This is a genomic window from Brevundimonas sp. AVps31 (assembly GCF_058681355.1).
In genome coordinates, this window is sequence record NZ_CM178736.1 from 1,361,333 (window position 1) to 1,380,883 (window position 19,551).

Consider the following 19,551-nt stretch of genomic DNA (forward strand, 5'->3'; position numbering starts at 1 on the left):
CTCTGTAATGTCTTGCGCGGTTGAGGGGATGAAATTTGTACCTTGGCGGCCTGTTGCGTATTGAGCCGCCCGGAGACGTAGAAACCCGACTCGGCCTGGGCCTTCCCCTGTCTTCCAGGTACGGTGACGCTTTGACAAAAAAGCGGACTTGGCTTGGCAGCCGATGCCCGACTCGAAGACAGTCACGACGTCCTGAGCGCTTACCTACAACTTGACGATCCGGGGCCGCGGGCGCCGGGGGCGCGGGGGCCTGGCTCGCTCGTTGACGAAATCCACCGTCATCGCCATCCCGACGACTGACTCAGCCAGGGGCCGGCGTATCGACGCTGACAACGATTCCGAGCGCGTCTTCCGGGTCGCGGCCCAACGGTCCCTAGATCCGACTGGAGCGAGACGATGAAGCCTCGCTCCAGGGACGCATTGAGAACACTTTGGGCGTCGCGCGAAGGGCTCGTGCGGGCTTTGGCGCCGGAGCGTCGTGGTCGCCTCACGCTCGTCTGTCTAGCTGCGCAAGATCACCGGGGGCTGCCGTCACGACGCGTTGCTGCCTCGAACGTCAGCGACGCATTGTTGGTGATAAAGCGTCCGCCCGTCTCTGTCGGCCGATCCAGGGTCGCCGCGACAAGCATCACCGGCCCGGTCACCCCCTCGGGAAGGCGCAAGCGGCCCTCCTGATCGGTCAGAACCTCGCGCCGCTCCCCCTCTCCGAAACTCACGGTGACCGGGTGCGCTGTCAGCGGGCGGCCGTTCCTGACGAGTTGGAATCTCACGGGAGAACTCTCCCCGGCGTCGAACTCGGGGAGCAACTCGACCTCGAGTCCTGCGGGACCCGTCGAAGCGGGGCTGCAGGTCTGGAAGCAAACGAGCGTCTTGGCCAGCCGGCGAGACTGCACATGGAGTGTCGCACCCCGGGGCAGAATTCCACGAACCGCAGACACCTCCTCGGCCTTGAACGGATGCTCCTCGAGGTAGGTGTCGACCTGATCGGGCCGCCAGTTCGACTCGCCCCAGATCGTCTCCACCGCGACGACAGCCATCCCGGTGCTTTCGCTCGAGACGGCGAGACGCAGGGATTGGGCCGTCTGGGCTTCAACCGTGACGGTGGCCGGGCGGCCATCGACCATCGCCCGAACCTCGGCGAGGCGGGTGCGCGGCGAACCCACGTTGAGCGCGGGAAAGTCCGACGAGGACGTCGCATGGACGATGAGCGGTCGCCCGCTCGGACCGACGAAACTCGCCGGGATCAGAAAGAAATCATGGGCGGCCGCCGCGCCCGCGAAAAGCCCAAATCCAGTCGCCATCAGCAGTGCAATACGTCTTCTCATGTTGTTCTATCCTTCACTCGATCAGGTGTTCCGCCGGCGTACGCCGAGCAGGGTTGTGGATTCCGTTCGCTCCCCTCGAGCCTGCACGAGGCTCGCGGCGGCGCTTCAGCGTGTGGCCCTCCTGACATGCTCAGAAACGAGCGGTCAGGCCGACGTAGTACCGACGACCGATCAGGTCGTAGGTCGACGGGTCGGTGTTGGCGGCGATTGCCGGGGAATAGACCGGCGGCTGCTCGTCCGTGAGATTGTTCACGCCGGCCCGGAGCGAGACCCTCTCGTTCACCCGGAAAGAGGCATTCAGGTCGACGTAGTGGATGGCGTCGATGACCTGGCTGCGGTTGTTGAAGTTCTCGACCGAACCCTGGTAGCGCCACCGGACGCCGACGTTCCAGGGGTCCTGGATCCAGTTCAGGGTCGACAAGAATTTCCACTCCGGCAGCGTCAGGCCGAAACTGTTCGAGACCGTGCCCTTCCGATCCGTGAAGGCGCCGCCAGGGATGTCCTGACGCTGCCATTCCTGAAGCTTCGTGCCGGTAATGTTGAACGCCAGAGCGCCCCAATCCGGCGCGCCGATGTCGCCGAGATCGAGATTCCAATCGACCTGGAAGTCGATCCCCTGGGTCTGCAGCGTCCCGAGATTGGCGTTGGTTTCGAGGGTGCTCGTGATCTGCCCCGAGTTCGGGTCGCGGCTGAACAATCGGCAGAAGACGTTGTTCGGGTCATAGGTCGGGTTCGAGGTGCCGTTCTGATTGTAGCAACGACGCAGTTGTTCGGTCGTCGAGACCGTGCCGACGACCTGTTCGATGGCGATGTCATAGTAGTCGATCGAAGCAGAGAGTCGGCTGAGCCACGGGCTCGCGAACTGCGACTGCCAGGTGACGCCCACGGTGAAGGATTCAGCGGTTTCCTCCTCAAGCAGAGGGTTGCCGCCGGTGAGCCCGGAGACTTGCGAGTTGGAGAATGTGAACGTATCGATGACCTGGCCCGGGACGTTCTGCGCCAGGCACAGGGCCCGCACAGCGTTGGCGTCGGGCGCGCCCGGCGCACGGTACGCCCCGCGGATGTCGCAGGGGTCGCCCGAGAACTGGCGCACACCGGTCGAGGAGACCGGCACTCCGATCGACGGGAAGCTCAAATTCTGCGCTGCGAACAGTTCGCCGATCGAGGGCGCGCGGACCGCCCGCTGAACGCCGCCGCGGAACCGCAGCCCGGTCACCACCTCCCAGCTGAGATCCGCCTTGTAGGAACTCACGCGCCCGATGGTCTCGTACTCCGAGGCGCGGTAGCCGAGGTTGGTCTCGAGGTTTCGCACGAAGGGCAAATCGCTCAGCAGCGGGATCAGGATCTCGCCGTAGAGTTCTGAAACCTGATCCGAGCCCGCGAGCGGCAGGCCGGAGTTTCCGGCTAGTTCGGGCCCGACGACTCCATTCAGAGTGAAGGTGCTCAGCAGAAGGTTGTCGGGAACAAAGTCGTAGTTCTGCTCGCGGTAGGAGGCCCCGACGGCGGCTCGGACTTCGCCGGCGGGCAGGGTGAAGACGCCGCCCTGCAGGTTGAGCTCCGCGACCCTCTGATCGTTCGTCGTCGTATTCTTGGCGACACGACCGACGTAGCCGATGCATGCGCTGCTCAGCGGGTTTGTTCCGAACGGGTTGAAGCCGCCAGCGCAGATCGACGCACCGCCGTCCGGAGCGTCCAGAAGACGCTGCAGCGCGGAGCGCGAGAGGTAGCCGGTGAAGCGGTGCCTCGCACAACCCTTGGAGTTCGTCAGGCTCGCTGAGCTCTGGGTCGAGTGCTTGCGTGACCAAGCTCCTCCGATCGTCCGATCGTCGGACTTAGATCAGCCGCGCCCTATATGTAACAGGGTGCGCGAGAAACTGAGGTCATCAGGTTTCGCGCCGCGTTTCACCCGGTTTCAGCGGTTTCTGCATCCAGAGCGCAGAAAACCGACTCAAAGAAAAATCCGTAGTTGGTAGCGGCGTGGTAGCGACGGGGAAAATAGGGTGGGCGATCCCGCTGGGATCGCCCTGCCATAACTTATTGATTGCTTTAGCAATCTCGACTGGAGCGGGCGAAGAGATTCGAACTCTCGACCCCAACCTTGGCAAGGTTGTGCTCTACCCCTGAGCTACGCCCGCACTCCGTGGAGCGGCGAGGCCGTTCCGTGTCGAGGAGGGGGCGTATAGCGGACCCTCGCGGACCCGTGCAAGCCCCCTTTTGAGAAATTACCGCGGCGCCAGCCGGATCGCGCCGTCGAGGCGGATGCACTCGCCGTTGATGTAGACGTTGCGGGCCAGCTCCAGCACCAGCGAGGCGTAGTCGGCGGGGGTGCCGAGGCGGCTGGGGAAGGGGATGGCGGCGGCCAGGCTGTCCTGAACCTTCTGGTCCATGCCGGCCATCATCGGGGTCCACATGATGCCGGGCAGGATGGTGTTCACGCGCACGCCTTCCTGCGCGAGATCGCGGGCGACGGGCAGGGTCATGGCGTAGACGCCGCCCTTGGACGCCGAATAGGCCGCCTGACCGATCTGGCCGTCCTGGGCGGCCACGGAGGCGGTGTTGACCACCAGACCGCGCTCGCCGTCGGCCATGGGCTCCAGGGTCACCATCCCGGCCGCCGACTGGGACAGGACGCGGAAGGTGCCGAACAGGTTGATGCGGACGGTGCGTTCGAACGCCGCCATGTCATGGGCGCGGATCTCTCCGGTGTCCTTCTTGCGGCTGACGGTCTTCTGGCCGGTGGCGATGCCGGCGCAGTTGACGGTCAGTCGTTCCTGGCCGTGGGCGGCGCGGGCCTTGGCGAAGGCGGCGGCGACCTCTTCGTCCGAGGTGACGTCGACCTTGCAGAAGACGCCGCCGATCTCCCGTGCGACGGCCTCGCCCTTTTCCTCGTTCATGTCGAACAGGGCGACCTTGGCGCCGGTGGCGGCGATGGCGCGCGCGGTGCCCTCGCCGAGGCCGGAGGCGCCGCCCGTGACGACCGCGGCGATGCTGCTGTCGAGTTTCATGTCCTGAGCCCCTATGTGTTGGTGTGAACCGAGTTTGTCGCGGAGGATTTAGCCGCCATGACCACCAATGCCAAACCTGCCGCCGGGGCAGCCAACCCCGAAAATGCGCTGGACCCCGCCTACGCCCTCGTTCCCGCGGTGCAGAAGGTCAATGAGGTCCGGGTCCGCAAGGGCTTCTGGCCCAAGATCCGGCGCACGGCGGCGCGCATCCCCTTCGCCGGGCAGGCGCTGTCCGTCTGGTTCGCCGCGCGCGATCCGGAGACCCCCGCCGCGGCCAAGGGGCTGATGCTGGGGGCGCTGGCCTATTTCGTCCTGCCGGTGGACGCGATCCCGGACATCTTCGCCGTGGTGGGCTTCACCGACGACGCAGCCGTCTTCGCCGCCCTGCTGGCCACCCTGGGCGCCAACATCAAGCGCCGGCACAGGGAGCAGGCCGATGAGGCGCTGGACCGGTTGAAGAGCGATCAGGACTGAGCCGGGGCTCAGTCCTCGATCGTCACCACCACCTTGCCCATGACCGTCCGGTCGCCCAGCGCCTGGATGGCCTCATGGGCGCGTTCCAGCGGATAGGTGCGGCTGACGCGCGGCCTGATCTTGCCGTCGCTCCAGAATTTGAACAGGTCGGCCATGTTGGCGACGTGCAGCGACGGATCGCGCGCCACGGCGGCGCCCCAGAAGACGCCGATCACCGACACCGACTTCAGCAGGGTCAGGTTCAACGGCAGGGACGGGATGCCCGCCGGGAAGCCGACCACCAGATAGCGGCCGTTCCAGTCCATGGCGCGCAGGGCCGGCTCGCAATAGTCGCCGCCGACGCCGTCATAGACCACGTCCGGGCCGTCGCGGCCCGACGCCAGCTTCAGCTCCCCCGACAGCTCCTTCTGAGCGGCCTTGTCCATCTTCCCGGAGGGATAGATCAGGCCGTTGTCGGCGCCGGCCTCCAGCGCGAACTGAACCTTGTCGTTGGTCGAGGCGGCGGCGATGACGTGGGCGCCCATGGCCTTGCCCAGTTCGACGGCGGCGACGCCGACGCCCCCGGCGGCGCCCAGCACCAGCAGGCTTTCGCCCGCCTTCAGCTGCGCTCGGTCCTTCAGCGCGTAGTAGGAGGTGCCGTAGGTCATCACCAGCGAGGCGGCGCTGGGGAAGTCCATCTCATCGGGAATCTTGATGACGGAGGCGGCGGGCACGGCCAGCCGTTCGACCATGCCGCCCCAGCCGGGCACGGCGATGACGCGGTCGCCCTTGAACAGGCCCTTCACCCCCTCGCCGACGGCCTCGATGACGCCTGCCACCTCGCCGCCCGGCGAGAAGGGGCGCTGGGGTTTGAACTGGTATTTGTCCTCGATGATCAGGGTGTCGGGGAAGTTGACCCCGATGGCCTTCACCTCGATCACCACCTCGCCCTTCATCGGACGCGGGTCCAGGATGTCCTCGACGACCAGGGTTTCGGGGCCGCCGGGGGCCTTGGACAGAACTGCGCGCATGGGGTTTCCTCTTGCAGACGGTGTTACTGGGCCGGCCGTGAGTCACGGACCCAGCCGGTGAGAGACAGGCGCGCGCCGTCCGCGAAGGGGGCGACGCAGGAGACGGCGTGCGGCTGGGGCACTTTCAGCACATTGAGGGCGTTGAAGGCCGGCGTATAGGCCTCGGCTAGATGACCGTCGGGGTCGATGAAGGTCAGCAGTCCGCCCCAGTCGGCCCGCCAGTGCGGCGTCAGGTTCAGCACATAGGCGCACAGCCGACCGGCGCCCTCCCGGTGGTCGTCGTGCCGGGTCAGATAGTGGCCGGGACGGAAGCGGGTGGCCTGCAGGTCGGCATAGACGCCGCGCCGCGTCCCGGTCAGCGCGGCGATGAAGCCGAGAAACGCCGGGCTGTTGACGAGGTCATAGGCGGCCCGGAGCACCGGCGACACCGCCTCGCCCGCCTCGACCAGGTCGCTGATCCGCAGGGTGTCGAACATATAGTGGAAGCCGTGGGCCGCCTGTTTGTGGGCCAGCCGGAGAAAGGCGGCCTCCTGATCCGGCGTCAGGGCGGCCAGACCGTCCAGCGGCAGGTCCAGCGCTCCGTCCGATCCCATGGTCGAGCAGGCCCAGCCGTCCTCGCGCAGCAGGCCCTCATGCAGGGCGAGTGCGGCGTCCGGCTGCAGGATGCCGGGGATATGGGCGCGGCCGAACCGCGCGAAGGCGGGGGCCATGGCCACCGGGTTCAGGCGACTGTCGAGGGCGAGACCGGGGGCGGAGGGCGGCAACGGCGTATCCAGGGCTTGCGCGGGCGAAGGGTTGTCGCGCATGGACGGACGAACAGCCGACGACCGACCGGGACGCTAACGATCCCGGCGACCACAGGGAAGACCCTCATGCCCCAGGCCCCCGCCCTTATCCTTCACGGCGGCGCCGGCGCGCGGCGCGAGCGCAACTATGACGCCGAGACCGTGCACATGCGCGAAGTGGTCGAGGCGATGAAGGCCCGTCTGGCCGCCGGCGCCAGCGCGCTGGACGTGGCGGTCGAGGCGGTGGTGCTGCTGGAGGACTCGGGCCTGTACGTCGCCGGCCGGGGCGCCTCGCCCAACCTGGCCGGGGCCTATGAGCTGGACGCCAGCATCATGGACGGCGCGACCCGCAAGGCGGGCGCGGTGGCGGCCCTGCAGGGCTTCCGCAACCCGATCGTGGCGGCCCGCGCCGTGATGGACCGCACGCCGCACGTCATGCTGGCGGGAGAGGGCGCGGCCCTGTTCGCTCACGATCAGGGGCTGGAGCCGATCGGCGACGAAGCGGCCTGGTTCACCCAGGCGGGCAAGGGCGAGGACAACCACCCGCCGGGAACGCTGGGCCACGGGACCGTCGGCTGCTGCGTGCTGGACAGCGAAGGCCGGCTGGCCGCCGCGACCTCGACCGCCGGGGTGTTCGGCAAGATGCCCGGACGGGTCGGCGACACCCCGATCCCCGCCGCCGGGACCTGGGCCGACGGCCATGTCGCCGCCTCGGGCACCGGGCAGGGCGAATACTTCATCCGCGTCGCCGCCACGGCCCAGACGGCCTGGCGGGTGGCGGCGGGTCAATCGTTGAGCGAGGCCGCTCAGGCGGTCATCGACGAGATCGGCGCCATGGGCGGCGACGGCGGCCTGATCGCCCTGGACCGCGACGGCCATATCGCCTCGCCCTTCAACAGCCAGGGCATGAAGCGGGCCTGGCTGACCACCGACGGAGAGATCGGGGTCGAGGTCTTCGGGCGCTGAACGGATCGGCGCCGGGCGCCGGATTACCGCGAATTCACTCGTGACGGAACGCGGTTCGTCTAATTGGGCGATCATGGAGACTGCCATGAAAACCCTTCTGATCGCCGCGGCCGTCATGACCCTGACGGGCGCCGCCGCCTGCGCCCCAGTGATCGCGGGCGGGCCGCCCGTGGCCCTGCCGCCGGGCCTGCAGGAAACCGCGCAGGTGGGCAGCATCACCCTGTCCACCGCCATGCTCGACGCCGGGGACGACTTCGCCGACACCTTCTCCGAGGAGGTGCGCGAGGAGCTGGGCCGCTGCATGTGGGGGACCGCCCCGATCAATGTTCGCGTCCACATCGACGGGATGCAGCGCGCCGACCGGGTCCAGGCCGTGCTGAATGGCGACGGCCGCCAGTCGATGTCGGGGACGGTGGAGTTCGTCGATCCGACCCATGACAACCGCGTCGTCGGCCGCTTCCCGGTGGCCATCACGACCAATGTCGGCGGCCGCGTCGGCGCCGTGCTGGGCGACCGTCAGATGATGCTGTCCGAAGCCTTCGGCCGCGCCGTCTGCGAAGAGGCCTTCGGGCGCAATCCGCGGGACCGGGGCCCGCACAATGCGACGGCGGGGTGAGGGCGGTCAGGATCACAGCAAAAAGGCCGGCGGATCGCTCCGCCGGCCTTTCTGTTTTCAGCCTGTCGCCGCGGATTACTCGGCCGCGATCGCTTCCGGGGCCGGGGCGGCGCCGCCGCCGCCGGCCAGGTTGCGCAGGACGTAGGGCATGACGCCGCCGGCCAGCAGGTAGTCGATCTCGGTCTGGTTATCGATGCGGCAGCGGACCGGGAAGCGAGCCATCTTGCCGTCCGAGGGACGGAACAGCTCGACCCACAGGTCCTGACGCGGACGCAGCTTGCCGATGTTGACGTCGGTCAGGCCGCGGATGGTGACGATTTCCTCGCCGGTCAGGTTCAGCTTCTGCCAGCCGTCCTGTTTGAACTGCAGGGGAACGACGCCCATGCCGACCAGGTTGGAGCGGTGGATGCGCTCGTAGCTTTCGGCGATGACGGCGCGGACGCCCAGCAGGCGGGTGCCCTTGGCGGCCCAGTCACGCGACGAGCCGGTGCCGTATTCCTTGCCGGCGAAGACGACCAGCGGACGGCCTTCCGACTGGTAGCGCATGGCCGCGTCATAGATGGACATCGTGTCCTGCGACGGGAAATGCTTGGTCACGCCGCCTTCGATGTCCGGCGTGATCTTGTTGCGGATCCGGATGTTGGCGAAGGTGCCGCGCATCATGACTTCGTGGTGGCCGCGGCGGGCGCCGTAGCTGTTGAAGTCCAGGGCGTCGACGCCGCGGTTGGTCAGATAGGCGCCGGCAGGCGAGGTCTTCTTGATCGAACCGGCCGGGGAGATGTGGTCGGTGGTGATCGAGTCGCCGAAGATGGCCAGGACGCGGGCTTCGACGATGTCCTGGACCGGGGTCAGGTCCATCGACAGGCCTTCGAAATAGGGCGGGTTGGCGACGTAGGTCGAGCTGTCGTCCCACTCATAGGTCTGGCCGCCGGTGACCTGGATCGCCTGCCAGTGCTTGTCGCCCTTGAAGACGTCCTTGTAGCGTTTGGCGAACATGGCGGAGGTGACCGACTTCTTCTGGATGTCGGCGATCTCCTGCGAGGTCGGCCAGACGTCCTTCAGGAAAACGTCATTGCCCTTCTTGTCCTGACCGATCGGATCTTTCGTGATGTCGATCCGCATCGAGCCGGCGATGGCGTAGGCCACGACCAGCGGCGGCGAGGCCAGGTAGTTGGCCTGGACGTCCGGGTTCACGCGGCCTTCAAAGTTGCGGTTGCCCGACAGGACCGAGGTGGCGACCAGGGCGTTGTCGTTGATCGCCTTCGAGATCGCCGGATCCAGCGGACCCGAGTTGCCGATGCAGGTGGTGCAGCCGTAGCCGACCAGGTTGAAGCCGAGCGCGTCGAGGTCCTTCTGCAGGCCGGCGTCGGTCAGGTAGTCGGTGACGACCTGCGAACCCGGAGCCAGCGAGGTCTTGACCCAAGGCTTGGCCTTCAGGCCCAGGGCGTTGGCCTTGCGCGCCACCAGACCGGCGGCGATCAGGACCGACGGGTTGGAGGTGTTGGTGCAGGAGGTGATGGCCGCGATGACCACGTCGCCGTCGCCGACGGTGAATTTCTGGCCCTCGACGGCCGCGCGCGGGGCGTCGGTCGGGCGGCTGAAGACTTCGGTCAGGGCGGTTTCGAAGGCCGGGGCGGCGGTGGTCAGTTCAACGCGATCCTGCGGACGCTTCGGACCGGCCAGCGACGGCACGACGGTCGAGATGTCCAGTTCCAGCACGTCGGTGAAGATCGGGTCTTCCGAGTTTTCGTCGATCCACAGGCCCTGGGCCTTGGCGTAGGCTTCGACCAGGGCGACGCGCGCCTTGTCGCGGCCCGTGGCGGTCAGGTAGCCGATGGTGGCGGCCGAGACCGGGAAGAAGCCGCAGGTGGCGCCGTATTCCGGGGCCATGTTGGCGATGGTGGCCTGATCCTCGATCGTCATGTTCGGCAGGGCGTCGCCGAAGAACTCGACGAACTTGCCGACCACGCCCTTCTTGCGCAGCATCTGGGTGACGGTCAGCACCAGATCGGTCGCGGTCGTGCCTTCCGGCATGGCGCCGGTCAGCTTGAAGCCGATCACTTCGGGAATCAGCATCGGGATGGGCTGACCCAGCATGGCGGCTTCAGCCTCGATGCCGCCGACGCCCCAGCCCAGAACGGCCAGGCCGTTGATCATGGTGGTGTGGCTGTCGGTGCCGACGACGGTGTCGGGATAGGCGACGGTCTTCTTGCCCTCTTCCAGCGTCCAGACGGTCTGGGCGAGGTTTTCCAGGTTCACCTGGTGGCAGATGCCGGTGCCGGGGGGGACGACGCGGAAATTGTTGAAGGCCGACGAGCCCCAGCGCAGGAAGTTGTAGCGCTCGATGTTGCGCTCGTACTCGCGCTCGACGTTCTGGTTGAAGGCTTTCGACGTGCCGAAATTGTCGACCATGACCGAGTGGTCGATGACCAGATCGACGGGAACCAGCGGGTTGATCTTCGAGGCGTCGGCGCCCAAGGCCGTCATGGCGTCGCGCATGGCGGCCAGATCGACGACGGCGGGAACACCGGTGAAGTCCTGCATCAGGACGCGGGCCGGGCGGAAGGCGATCTCGTGCTCGACGGCGCCCTTGTTGTCGATCCAGGCGGCGACGGCGCGCAGGTCGGCCTCGGTGACCGAAACGCCGTCCTCGTTGCGCAGCAGGTTCTCAAGGAGCACCTTCATCGAGCGCGGCAGACGGGAAATCCCGGTCAGACCGGCTTCCTCGGCGGCGGGAAGGCTGTAATAGGCGTATTTCTTGCGCCCGACGGAAAGGTCCTGACGGGTCTTGAGGCTGTCGTTCGACGGCATGGAGAGGCTTCCTCTGATCAACGCCGCCCGACAATCCGGTTGCACGATCGCGCGGTCGACGGCGGGGCGCACAGGTCCCCGACGCGCGCGGCGAACGCCTGCTGCGGCGACCGCGCGTATAGCGGTGGTTCCCTTGCGCGTCCATGAATCCATGCTGTCCGCATGGGTATTGAGAGACGTTCGCAACTGCGGGGGTGGCCGATGATCGCCGTGGAGGGGCTGACCCTGTCGCGCGGCGAGCGGGTGCTGTTCCGCGATCTGTCGTTTTCGGCCGGGTCCGGAGAGGGTCTGGCCCTGACCGGCGCCAATGGCGCGGGCAAGACCAGCCTGCTGCGCGCGGTGGCCGGCTTCCTGCGCCCGGACGCCGGGACGATCAGCTTCGCCGACGTCGAGGCGAGCGAGGCGCGGACGAAGCATCTGCACTGGCTCGGGCATCTGGACGGGCTGAAGGGCGCGCGACGGGCGCGGGAGGAACTGACCTTTCAGGCGCAATGGCTGGGCGGAGGGGCGGACGGGATCGCGGCCGCGGTGGACGTGCTGGCGCTGGAGCCCCTGCTGGACCTCGAGGTGCGCAAACTGTCCGCCGGACAGCGACGCCGGCTGGCCTTCGCGCGGCTGATCGCCGTGCAACGCCCGATCTGGCTGCTGGATGAACCGCTGAGCCCGCTGGACGCCCGCTGGCGCGCGGCCATGGGGGTGTTGATGCAGGCGCATCTGGACCGGGGCGGGACCATCCTCGCCGCCGTGCACGATCCCCTGCCGCTGCCCGCGCGCACGCTCGATATCGGGGTGGCCCGATGAGGGCGCTGATGGTCCTGTGGCGGCGCGAGCTGGCCCTGGCCTGGTCCGGGGGCGGGGGGCCGTTGCTGGCGTGCGGCTTCTTCCTGTGCCTGACGGTGCTGGTGCCGCTGGCCTCGGGCGGCGATCCGGCGGGGCTGAGGCCCGTGGCGGGCGGCGTCGCCTGGGTGGCGCTGGCCGTGTCGTCGATCCTGTCGCTGGAGCGGCTGTTCGAACGGGATTTCGAGGATGGAACGCTGGACCTGCTGGCGCTGGGGCCCGCGCCGCTGGAGCTGGCGGTGATCGCCAAGGCCAAGGCGCAGTGGATCGCGGTCGGCTGGCCGCTGGCCCTGACCGCGCCGGTGGCGGCGATCACCCTGGGCCTGCCGCCGGAACAGGCGCCGCTGGCCGCGCTGGCGGCCCTGATCGGCGGGCTGGGCTTCGCCCTGACCGGCGCCTTGGGCGCCGCCCTGGCGCTGGGCTCGAAGCGGGGCGGCCTGCTGATCGCGGTGGTCGTCCTGCCGCTGTTCATCCCGCCGGTGGTGTTCGGCGCCGGGGCGCTGGAGCGGGCGGCGAACGGCCTGTCGCCGGCGCCCGCTCTCGCCTTCCTGTGCGCCTATGTGCTGTTCGCGGCGGTGATCACCCCGTTCGCGGGGGCGGCGGCGATCCGGAACGCCCAGGGCTAGGCGTCAGGATCCAGGCAGGGTCCGGATCCAGGCCTGAACGGCGGCGGTGTCGGTCATGTCGCCGTCGAAGACGTGGGACGGGCGCTGGGGCTCGTTATTGCCGCGCTGGCGTCCGCGCCAGACCTTCATCGGGATGGCCAGCTCCGCCAGACCGCTGGGCAGTTCGTCACCGCGCACATCCATGTAGACCGTGTCGGCGGAGGTTTCACGGCCGAGCTGGATCGCGCCGGCGGACTTCCACAGATCGACCGCGTCCAGACAGGCCGAGCCGCAGCGGGCGTCGGTCAGCACATAGACCGGACCGTGCATCAATTGCGTCTGGCCATAGCCCTCGGGCAGGGGGTCGCGCGGTCCGGCGGCGTCGCGGAAATAGGGCTTCCCTTCAGCGCGGGCGGCGGTCATCCCGGCGATGATGTTCCGGGCCCAGTTGATCCGCTCTTCCTCCTCGTTGTTCGCGGTCCACTCGTCGAAATAGGACTGGATCGCCGCCAGATTGGCGTCTGACGCGCGCCATTCGATAGCTTCGATGGGCGGCAGGTTGTGGGCGCGGACCCAGTCGAGGCCCCACAGGGACACGGCCATCCGCTCGCTCCAGTGCGAGGAGCCGCCGCCGTTGCCGCGAAGGTCCAGCACCACCCGGGGCGCGGCGCGCAGGGCGTCCTGCTTTTCGGCCATCTCGGCCAGGATGGCGGTCAGCTTCGTATGGGGCTCGCTGCCCGGGTCGCCGTTGAACGACGGCATCGACAGCCACATCGACCCGTCCGCCAGGGTGCTGAAGCCGAAGTCGGCGCCGCCGCCGTTCGACAGGGCGGTGCGGCGGGTGCGCAGGTCGTCGGCCTCGATCCCTCGCCAGTTCAGGGTCCAGGTCTTCGTCTGTCCCTCGCTCTGGAAGCGACAGGCGCGCATCTCGCTGATCCACGGGTTGGAGGCGTTCATGAACAGCCAGTCGCCGAACTGGACGTGCTGGGACTCCAGGAACCAGCGGCCGCGGAAGGCGCCGATGCGGTCGGCGGCCAGCTGGCCGGCCGGGACGCCGTCGCAATCGATCAGCTTCGCTCCCAGCGGCGGGGCGTTGGCGTCCGCGTCATCGCGGTTGGCCACCACCTGATCGGCGCCGCGATAGACGGTGAGGAAGCCCGGCCAGCGGGTGGGAAAGCCCGACTGGTCCTTCATGCCGATCTGCATATGGCCGTCGTCGAAGCCGGCGACGAAGGCGCGCATGGCCCACCACCAGCCGCCGGTGTCCGTCGTCGTTTCCGCGCGCTGCAGAGCCAGGGCGAGGCCCGCATCCACCTTGGCCCGGAATTCGGGGTTGCGGGTGTCATGGATGCCGGGATGGCTGTCGACGATGATGGCGTGCAGGCCGGTCGCGTCCTGACGCAGGGTCTGCGACCAGTCGCGCGGGGCGGTGTCGGCGGCGGCGGGCGTCTCCTGCGCCGTCGCCGGCGTGGTCATCAGGCCGAGCGCCAGGGCGGCGGCGAGCAGGCGAGCGGTCATCGGTATCCCCTCCGGTGTCGCGCAAGCGCTACCGGAGGGGGCGGCACCCCGCCACTTAAGCCTTGGTAATGTCGTTGCTCAGGCCTTCTTCACGAACTCGACGCGCAAGACCAGGCCGCGGACCTTGTCGACATTGGCCTCGATCTCATCGGTGTCGCCGGTCAGGCGGATGTTCTTGACCAGGGTGCCGCGCTTCAGGGTGACGCCGCCCGAGCCCTTGACCTTCAGGTCCTTGATCAGGGTCACGCTGTCGCCGTCGGCGAGGATGTTGCCGTTCGAGTCCTTGGTCACGTCGTCGGTCATGGTCGTCCCCCGGGGAGTTGATGCGCGACGGTCTGGCACGGCGGACCGTCAAGCCTCAAGCCTCAAGTCGCGCGACGCGCGATAGGCCACATGAGGCTCAAGTAGCGCAAACCGCCAGAGGCGATTAAAGAGCGCTGACAATGTTCGGCCTCGCCAATCCAGACCGTTTCGCCCGCTTCACGCGCCCGCTTGTGCCGGTGCTGTGGGCCGCCGCCGTGGCCCTGTTGCTGGCCGGGGTCTGGTTCAGCTTTATCGCGCCCGAGGACTATCAGCAGGGCGACACCGTACGGATCATGTTCGTGCACGTTCCCGCCGCGTCGGTGGGCCTGATGATCTACGGCGCCCTGGGGGTATCGAGCTTCTTCACCCTGATCTTCCGTCATCCTCTGGCCGACGCCGCCGCGCGCGCCGCCGCCCTGCCGGGCGCGGCCTACACGATGCTGGCGCTGGTGACCGGCAGCCTGTGGGGCAAGCCGATGTGGGGCGCCTGGTGGGCCTGGGGCGATGCGCGGCTGATGTCGGTGCTGGTGCTGTTCCTGTTCTACCTCGGCTACATGGCCCTGCGCGCCTCGATCGACGACGAGGCCAAGGCGGCGCGCGCCGCCGCGGTGCTGGGTCTGGTCGGCCTGATCAACCTGCCGATCGTGAAATTCTCGGTGGACTGGTGGAACACCCTGCATCAGCCCGCCTCGCTGGTGCGCGCCGACGGACCGTCGATGCCGGCGGTGTTCCTGACGCCGCTGCTGACCATGATGGCGGCCTATCTCGTCCTGTTCCTGGCGATCTGGCTGACCTCGATCCGCACCGAGATCGTGCGCCGCCGGGTGGTGGCGATCCGCGCCCGCCGCGCGCTGGAGGCCTGACGATGCTGGATTTCGACATGGGCAAATACGCCGCCTACGTCTGGCCCGCCTGGGGGATCAGCGCCGTGGTGCTGGCCGCCCTGTGCGTCCGCGCCCTGATCGCCGCCCGCAGGTGGTCGGCCGAGCTGAAGCGGCTGGAGAGCGATGCCGAGCCCCCTCAGGCAGCGCAAGGCACGGCAGGGCAAAAGAAATGACGCGCTGGCTGGCTGTCATCCCGCTGGTTGCGCTGGTTGCGCTGGTGATCTTCGGCGCCGTGCGGCTGGCCGACTTCACGGGCCGGTCGATGGCCGGGGGGCGGAGCGCCGAGTATCGGCCCGACGCCCTCGTCGGCCAGCCGGTGCCCGAAACCGTGCTGCCGATGCTGACCGGGACGCAGGCCGGACCGGGCAATGTCGATCTGAAGACCGCCGGGGTCGGCAAGCCGATGCTGATCAATGTCTTCGCCAGCTGGTGCGCGCCATGCCGCGTCGAGCATCCGAAACTGATGGCGCTGAAGGCGCGCGGCGTCGCCGTGGTCGGCGTGGCCTGGAAGGATGAGCCGGCCGCCACCCGCGCCTTCCTGGATGAGCTGGGCAACCCCTATTCCATGGTGCTGGTGGATCAGGATGGACGCGCGGGTCTGGATCTGGGCATTACCGGCGCCCCCGAGACCTTCGCCGTGGACGCGATGGGCAATGTGGTCGCCAAATTTTCCGGCCCGCTTCTGGAGGACGGCGAGATCGAGCGTCTGGTGACCGCGATTCAGGCCCCGCCGCGCCCCCTGCCGACCGCCACGACCCGCTAAACCGCCGCTGAAACCCTTACGGGCCGGGCGTTAACCCATTTCCGACGGTTTTCGTTAACCCTGTCGGCATGAGCGCGATTCGCCCGCCCGTTCCGTCGCCCCTGTTCCCGTCGCAGGCGCCGCCGTCGCCGGCCGGATCATCACGCTCGGCCTTCTTCCAGGCCGCGTTGCAGGCGGCGGCCTCGCCTTCGACGTTCACGCAGGTCACTGCGACGACAGCGACGCCGATCCGGGACGTTCCTGTGCGCTCAGTCGCTCCACGCGCCGCCGAGGGCGATCCGTCGGAGCGCTACAATCGGCCAGGCAGCCTGCTCGACATCCGGGTCTGACGCCGTTCTCACGCGAAAATGACCGGCGCCGCGCGGCGCCGCGTGATTAAGGTGCCGCCATGCCTATTCGGGGGTGGACACTTCCTGTCGCGGTCGGCCTGACCGCGCTGCTGACGGCGGCCTCTTCGGCCCAGCCGTCGGTCACGCGCGTGCGCCATCGCGAGATGCCCGCAGAACCGGTGGTGGTCGAGCTGTTCACCGCCCAGGGCTGCGCCGGCTGTCCGGAAGCCAACGCCCGCGTCGAGGCCGTGGCGGCCGAGCCGGGGGTGATCGCCCTGACCTATGCGGTCGATTACTGGGACTATCTGGGCTGGTCCGACACCTTCGCCCGGCCCGAGTTCGCCCAGCGGCAGCGCGACTATCGCCGGGCGCTTCAGATCCGCAACGTCTCGACGCCGCAGGTGGTGATCGACGGCCGCCGCCAGGCGCCGGCCACGGCGGAGGCCCTGCAGATCGCCATCGACGAGGAGGCCGCCCGCCGCATCTTCCCGCCCGAGATCGAGTTCCGCGAAACCGGCGACCGGGTCGGGGTCGGCTCGGGCCGCGCGCCCCGGGGCGGCGCCGACGTCGTGGCCGTCTTCTACACGGCCGGACCGCAGACGGTGGAAATCGCGCGCGGGGACAATCGCGGCCAGAAGGTGCGGCACATGAACGTCGTCAGCGCGGTCCGCGTGCTGGGGCCGTGGACCGGACGCGCCGTGCTCTATCCCCTGCCGGACACCGCCTCGCCGGATCAGGCGGTAGCGGTTCTGGTGCAGTCCAGGGCCGACCGCAGCATCCTGAACGGCGCGGTCCGCGACGGTCGTTGACCGGTTCTCGGCCGCTGTCAGCTTCAATCAGTATCCCTGTTCTCTATCCGCGCCGCACAGTGCATGATCGGCCTCGAGACGTCGGGGCGACGGCATCGGGGAACCGCGCATGATCGACATGAAGCCTGTGTTGAAAGGCCTGGGGTTCAAGGGACTGGCGGTCGCCGCCGTCCTGGCCTCGGCCGCTGGCGCGGCGGCGTTCGCACCGCAGGCTGAACCGGTCATCACGCCGGAAGCGCGTGGCGTGGCCCAGACCGTGACCGCCGCCGAACTGGCCGCCTGGGGCCGCGAGCGCGGTGACGCCGGGGCCCTGATCATGGCGGCGCGCCTGCTGTCGGAAGTGCCGATGCGGCAGGGGGAGGGGCCTGCGCCCATCCTGACGCCCGACCGCCTGCTGGACGAGGCCGCCGCGCTGTCGGGAGGAAACCAGCCGATCATCGACGCCATCGACCGCCTGCGCGAGCCGATGACGCGGGGGGTCCGCTCCTCGCCGTTCGGCGCGGGCCCGGTGTTCACGGTCAAACAGCTGCAGGCGCGCGAGAACTGGACTTTCGACGTCGAGGCGCGAGCGGGCGAGGTGCTGCGCGTCGCGGCCATCGGCGACGGCGACACCAATATCGATCTGGCCATCCGCGACCAGCGCGGGGCCGAGGTCTGCCGCGACGGCTTCGGCGACCACTATCCGGTCTGCACCGTGTCCTCGCGGACGGGGGGCAAGATGCGGGTCGCCATCGTCAACCGCGGCGATATCTGGACCAGCATCCAGGTGCTCAGCAACTGATGCGCCGGGCGTGGGGCGCGCTGGCTGCGGTCGTCCTGCTGACGGCGGGGTCCGCGTCCGCCGGTCCCGACACGCCCGACACCCTGCGCGCCGAGGCGTTCGAGGCCGCCCAGTGGGCCATCGCGTCCGACGCCGCCGATGCGCTGACGCGGGTGTCCGCCCGGTTCGCCCAGGGCGATGACGCCCTGGGCCGGCTGGCGGAGGAGCGGGAGGATCTGATCGTGCGCCGCGATCGGCTGGAGCGGGAGCTGGAGCGACACTACGCCTCCACCGATGCGGCCGATCTTGAGGCCCGCGTTCATGACCAGGCGGAATGGGAGGCGACCAGCGCGCGGCTGGCGGTCCTCGACGCCGATATCGAGGCGCGCTTTCCGGCCTATTCCGAACTGACCAGTCCGCGCGCCTTGAGCCTCACCGAAACGCAGCAGCTGCTGCGCCCGGATGAAGGGTTGTTGCTGATCCTGGTCAATCCGGAGGCGACCTATGTCTGGGCGGTGACGCGCGAGCGTGTGGCCTGGACGCGCGCCGAGCGGCTGGATGAGCCGCGCCTGAACGCCGCGGTGGATCGGCTTCGCCAATCGCTCAGCGCCACCGCCGCGCCGCGCGGGGACGATGTCGATCCGACCCTGTTCGCGGGTCGTCAGCCGGCGCCGTTTGACCGCTCGGCCAGCTGGCGGCTGTACTCACAGCTGATCCTGCCGGTGGAAGAGACGTTCAAGAACAAGACCACCCTGATCACCGTGACCACGGGGGCCCTGACGGCCCTGCCGCTGTCGGTGCTGACGACCGCGCGGCCCCAGGGGGAGGACGCGGATCCGGATGCGTTGGCCGCAACGCCCTGGCTCTCTGACCGCTATGCCTTGGCCAGCCTGCCGTCGGTGTCCAGCCTGCGGTCGTTGCGTTGCTATCTGGTCGTTGATCCGGCGGCGCGGAGTGCGGGGTGTCCGGCCATGCCGGGGGCGGCCGTTCGCCGTGCGTCCACCGCCCGGCCCCTGCGGCTGGCGGCCTTCGGCGCGCCCCTGCTGGCGGGCGCGCCCGCTGACCCGACCCGCGGCGCGCCGGCGGCAGAGACGGTGATGGCCGGGCGTCTGGCCGATGTCGAGGCGCTGAAAGCCCTGCCCTACCTGCGGGGGTCGCGGCTGGAGCTGGAGACATTGAAGGCCCGTTATCCGGATTCCGTGGTGCGGATCGGGGCGGAGGCGACCGAGCAGGCGGTGCGGTCGCGGGATCTGGACGCCCTGTCGCGCGCCCGGTTCGTGGTCTTCTCGACCCACGGCCTGATGGCCGGGTCCGCGGCCGCCGAGCCGGGGCTGGTGATGACGCCGCCGGATCAGGCGACGGAAGCCGATGACGGCTATCTGAGCGCGTCGGAGGCGGCGCAGCTGAAACTGAACGCCGAGTTCGTGGTCCTGTCCGCCTGCAACACGGCCGCGTCGGACGGACGGCCCGGCGGGGAGGGGCTGTCGGGTCTGGCGCGCGCCTTCTTCTACGCGGGCGCGCGGTCGGTGATGGTGTCGCACTGGGAAGTGTCGGACGTCGCCACCACCACCCTGATCACCGCCACCTTCGCCGATCTGGACCGCCATGCCGTCGGCGATCCCGGCGTCCGCGCCCGGGCCCTGCAGGCGGGTCAGAGGGCGGTTCGCGCCGAACGTCGCTGGTCCCACCCGGCCTATTGGGCGGCCTTCACCCTGGTGGGCGAGCCGGGGTAGGGCTCAGGTTCCAGAGGG

At 68.8% G+C, this 19,551-nt stretch carries 20 protein-coding genes and 1 tRNA gene; 12 read left to right on the forward strand and 9 right to left on the reverse strand.

The window, feature by feature from the left end:
* Positions 1-515: 515 nt before the first annotated feature.
* The 4 genes from ACW174_RS06525 to ACW174_RS06540 form a co-directional block, all read right to left on the reverse strand.
* A complete protein-coding gene (locus ACW174_RS06525; RefSeq protein WP_271145747.1) occupies positions 516-1,325 on the reverse strand; it encodes a DUF4198 domain-containing protein in 810 nt (269 codons plus the stop codon).
* A gap of 130 nt (positions 1,326-1,455) precedes the next feature.
* Positions 1,456-3,141, reverse strand: coding sequence for a TonB-dependent receptor domain-containing protein (locus tag ACW174_RS06530; protein WP_492017246.1), 1,686 nt, complete (start codon positions 3,139-3,141; stop codon positions 1,456-1,458).
* Between the two features lie 244 nt (positions 3,142-3,385).
* Positions 3,386-3,460: transfer RNA gene (locus tag ACW174_RS06535), tRNA-Gly, on the reverse strand.
* An 87-nt stretch (positions 3,461-3,547) separates the two neighbouring features.
* Positions 3,548-4,330: an SDR family NAD(P)-dependent oxidoreductase gene (locus ACW174_RS06540; protein ID WP_492016838.1), complete on the reverse strand. Its 783-nt coding sequence runs from the start codon at positions 4,328-4,330 to the stop codon at positions 3,548-3,550.
* Between the two features lie 57 nt (positions 4,331-4,387).
* Here ACW174_RS06540 and ACW174_RS06545 point away from each other — a divergent pair, with 57 nt between their 5' ends.
* On the forward strand, positions 4,388-4,804 hold the full coding sequence (locus tag ACW174_RS06545) for a YkvA family protein (RefSeq protein WP_492016839.1): 417 nt from the start codon (positions 4,388-4,390) through the stop codon (positions 4,802-4,804).
* Positions 4,805-4,812: 8 nt separating this feature from the next.
* Here ACW174_RS06545 and ACW174_RS06550 read toward each other — a convergent pair whose 3' ends face one another.
* On the reverse strand, positions 4,813-5,814 hold the full coding sequence (locus ACW174_RS06550) for an NADPH:quinone oxidoreductase family protein (RefSeq protein WP_492016840.1): 1,002 nt from the start codon (positions 5,812-5,814) through the stop codon (positions 4,813-4,815).
* Positions 5,815-5,837: 23 nt separating this feature from the next.
* Positions 5,838-6,578, reverse strand: coding sequence for a 2OG-Fe(II) oxygenase (locus ACW174_RS06555; protein WP_492016841.1), 741 nt, complete (start codon positions 6,576-6,578; stop codon positions 5,838-5,840).
* A 108-nt stretch (positions 6,579-6,686) separates the two neighbouring features.
* On the opposite strand from ACW174_RS06555, the gene ACW174_RS06560 reads away from it, so the two are divergent.
* A complete protein-coding gene (locus tag ACW174_RS06560) occupies positions 6,687-7,565 on the forward strand; it encodes an isoaspartyl peptidase/L-asparaginase family protein (protein ID WP_492016842.1) in 879 nt (292 codons plus the stop codon).
* 85 nt (positions 7,566-7,650) lie between these two features.
* Complete coding sequence (locus ACW174_RS06565; protein ID WP_492016843.1) at positions 7,651-8,181, forward strand: hypothetical protein; 531 nt, start codon at positions 7,651-7,653, stop codon at positions 8,179-8,181.
* 75 nt (positions 8,182-8,256) lie between these two features.
* Here ACW174_RS06565 and acnA read toward each other — a convergent pair whose 3' ends face one another.
* Positions 8,257-10,992 (reverse strand): aconitate hydratase AcnA, encoded by a 2,736-nt coding sequence (gene acnA, locus ACW174_RS06570; RefSeq protein ID WP_492016844.1) that lies wholly within the window; start codon positions 10,990-10,992, stop codon positions 8,257-8,259.
* Positions 10,993-11,154: 162 nt separating this feature from the next.
* Here acnA and ccmA point away from each other — a divergent pair, with 162 nt between their 5' ends.
* Both ccmA and ccmB read left to right on the forward strand, forming a co-directional pair.
* The gene (gene ccmA / locus ACW174_RS06575) at positions 11,155-11,793 is read left to right on the forward strand and encodes a heme ABC exporter ATP-binding protein CcmA (RefSeq protein ID WP_492016845.1); all 639 of its coding nucleotides are present in this window, start codon (positions 11,155-11,157) and stop codon (positions 11,791-11,793) included.
* Positions 11,790-12,455, forward strand: coding sequence for a heme exporter protein CcmB (ccmB, locus tag ACW174_RS06580; protein WP_492016846.1), 666 nt, complete (start codon positions 11,790-11,792; stop codon positions 12,453-12,455). Before ccmA ends, ccmB begins: the two co-directional genes overlap by 4 nt.
* Positions 12,456-12,458: 3 nt before the next feature.
* Here the strand turns inward: ccmB and ACW174_RS06585 are convergent, their stop codons facing one another.
* Positions 12,459-13,952, reverse strand: coding sequence for a S41 family peptidase (locus ACW174_RS06585; protein WP_492016847.1), 1,494 nt, complete (start codon positions 13,950-13,952; stop codon positions 12,459-12,461).
* Positions 13,953-14,030: 78 nt separating this feature from the next.
* Entirely contained in the window at positions 14,031-14,255 is a 225-nt protein-coding gene (locus ACW174_RS06590) for an alkylphosphonate utilization protein (protein ID WP_159846931.1), read from the reverse strand.
* 140 nt (positions 14,256-14,395) lie between these two features.
* Between ACW174_RS06590 and ccmC the strand changes: the two genes are divergently transcribed.
* The 7 genes from ccmC (at position 14,396) to ACW174_RS06625 (ending at position 19,533) form a co-directional block, all read left to right on the forward strand.
* Positions 14,396-15,118, forward strand: coding sequence for a heme ABC transporter permease CcmC (gene ccmC / locus ACW174_RS06595; RefSeq protein WP_492016848.1), 723 nt, complete (start codon positions 14,396-14,398; stop codon positions 15,116-15,118).
* A gap of 2 nt (positions 15,119-15,120) precedes the next feature.
* Complete coding sequence (gene ccmD, locus ACW174_RS06600; protein ID WP_492016849.1) at positions 15,121-15,312, forward strand: heme exporter protein CcmD; 192 nt, start codon at positions 15,121-15,123, stop codon at positions 15,310-15,312.
* Positions 15,309-15,902, forward strand: coding sequence for a DsbE family thiol:disulfide interchange protein (locus ACW174_RS06605; RefSeq protein WP_492016850.1), 594 nt, complete (start codon positions 15,309-15,311; stop codon positions 15,900-15,902). Before ccmD ends, ACW174_RS06605 begins: the two co-directional genes overlap by 4 nt.
* A gap of 68 nt (positions 15,903-15,970) precedes the next feature.
* On the forward strand, positions 15,971-16,231 hold the full coding sequence (locus ACW174_RS06610; protein ID WP_492016851.1) for a hypothetical protein: 261 nt from the start codon (positions 15,971-15,973) through the stop codon (positions 16,229-16,231).
* 59 nt (positions 16,232-16,290) lie between these two features.
* Positions 16,291-17,040, forward strand: coding sequence for a DUF1223 domain-containing protein (locus tag ACW174_RS06615; protein ID WP_492016852.1), 750 nt, complete (start codon positions 16,291-16,293; stop codon positions 17,038-17,040).
* 109 nt (positions 17,041-17,149) lie between these two features.
* Positions 17,150-17,821 (forward strand): hypothetical protein, encoded by a 672-nt coding sequence (locus ACW174_RS06620; protein ID WP_492016853.1) that lies wholly within the window; start codon positions 17,150-17,152, stop codon positions 17,819-17,821.
* The gene (locus tag ACW174_RS06625) at positions 17,821-19,533 is read left to right on the forward strand and encodes a CHAT domain-containing protein (protein WP_492016854.1); all 1,713 of its coding nucleotides are present in this window, start codon (positions 17,821-17,823) and stop codon (positions 19,531-19,533) included. The genes ACW174_RS06620 and ACW174_RS06625 overlap by 1 nt, the downstream gene beginning before the upstream one ends.
* Positions 19,534-19,551 lie beyond the last annotated feature (18 nt).

Coding starts and splice junctions, on each gene's coding strand:
- ACW174_RS06525 (WP_271145747.1), bottom strand. CDS start 1,325: ATGAGAAGACGTATTGCACTGCTGATGGCGACTGGATTTGGGCTTTTC.
- ACW174_RS06540 (WP_492016838.1), bottom strand. CDS start 4,330: ATGAAACTCGACAGCAGCATCGCCGCGGTCGTCACGGGCGGCGCCTCC.
- ACW174_RS06545 (WP_492016839.1), top strand. CDS start 4,388: ATGACCACCAATGCCAAACCTGCCGCCGGGGCAGCCAACCCCGAAAAT.
- ACW174_RS06550 (WP_492016840.1), bottom strand. CDS start 5,814: ATGCGCGCAGTTCTGTCCAAGGCCCCCGGCGGCCCCGAAACCCTGGTC.
- ACW174_RS06560 (WP_492016842.1), top strand. CDS start 6,687: ATGCCCCAGGCCCCCGCCCTTATCCTTCACGGCGGCGCCGGCGCGCGG.
- ACW174_RS06565 (WP_492016843.1), top strand. CDS start 7,651: ATGAAAACCCTTCTGATCGCCGCGGCCGTCATGACCCTGACGGGCGCC.
- acnA (WP_492016844.1), bottom strand. CDS start 10,992: ATGCCGTCGAACGACAGCCTCAAGACCCGTCAGGACCTTTCCGTCGGG.
- ccmA (WP_492016845.1), top strand. CDS start 11,155: ATGGGTATTGAGAGACGTTCGCAACTGCGGGGGTGGCCGATGATCGCC.
- ccmB (WP_492016846.1), top strand. CDS start 11,790: ATGAGGGCGCTGATGGTCCTGTGGCGGCGCGAGCTGGCCCTGGCCTGG.
- ACW174_RS06585 (WP_492016847.1), bottom strand. CDS start 13,952: ATGACCGCTCGCCTGCTCGCCGCCGCCCTGGCGCTCGGCCTGATGACC.
- ACW174_RS06590 (WP_159846931.1), bottom strand. CDS start 14,255: ATGACCGACGACGTGACCAAGGACTCGAACGGCAACATCCTCGCCGAC.
- ccmC (WP_492016848.1), top strand. CDS start 14,396: ATGTTCGGCCTCGCCAATCCAGACCGTTTCGCCCGCTTCACGCGCCCG.
- ccmD (WP_492016849.1), top strand. CDS start 15,121: ATGCTGGATTTCGACATGGGCAAATACGCCGCCTACGTCTGGCCCGCC.
- ACW174_RS06605 (WP_492016850.1), top strand. CDS start 15,309: ATGACGCGCTGGCTGGCTGTCATCCCGCTGGTTGCGCTGGTTGCGCTG.
- ACW174_RS06610 (WP_492016851.1), top strand. CDS start 15,971: ATGAGCGCGATTCGCCCGCCCGTTCCGTCGCCCCTGTTCCCGTCGCAG.
- ACW174_RS06615 (WP_492016852.1), top strand. CDS start 16,291: ATGCCTATTCGGGGGTGGACACTTCCTGTCGCGGTCGGCCTGACCGCG.
- ACW174_RS06620 (WP_492016853.1), top strand. CDS start 17,150: ATGATCGACATGAAGCCTGTGTTGAAAGGCCTGGGGTTCAAGGGACTG.
- ACW174_RS06625 (WP_492016854.1), top strand. CDS start 17,821: ATGCGCCGGGCGTGGGGCGCGCTGGCTGCGGTCGTCCTGCTGACGGCG.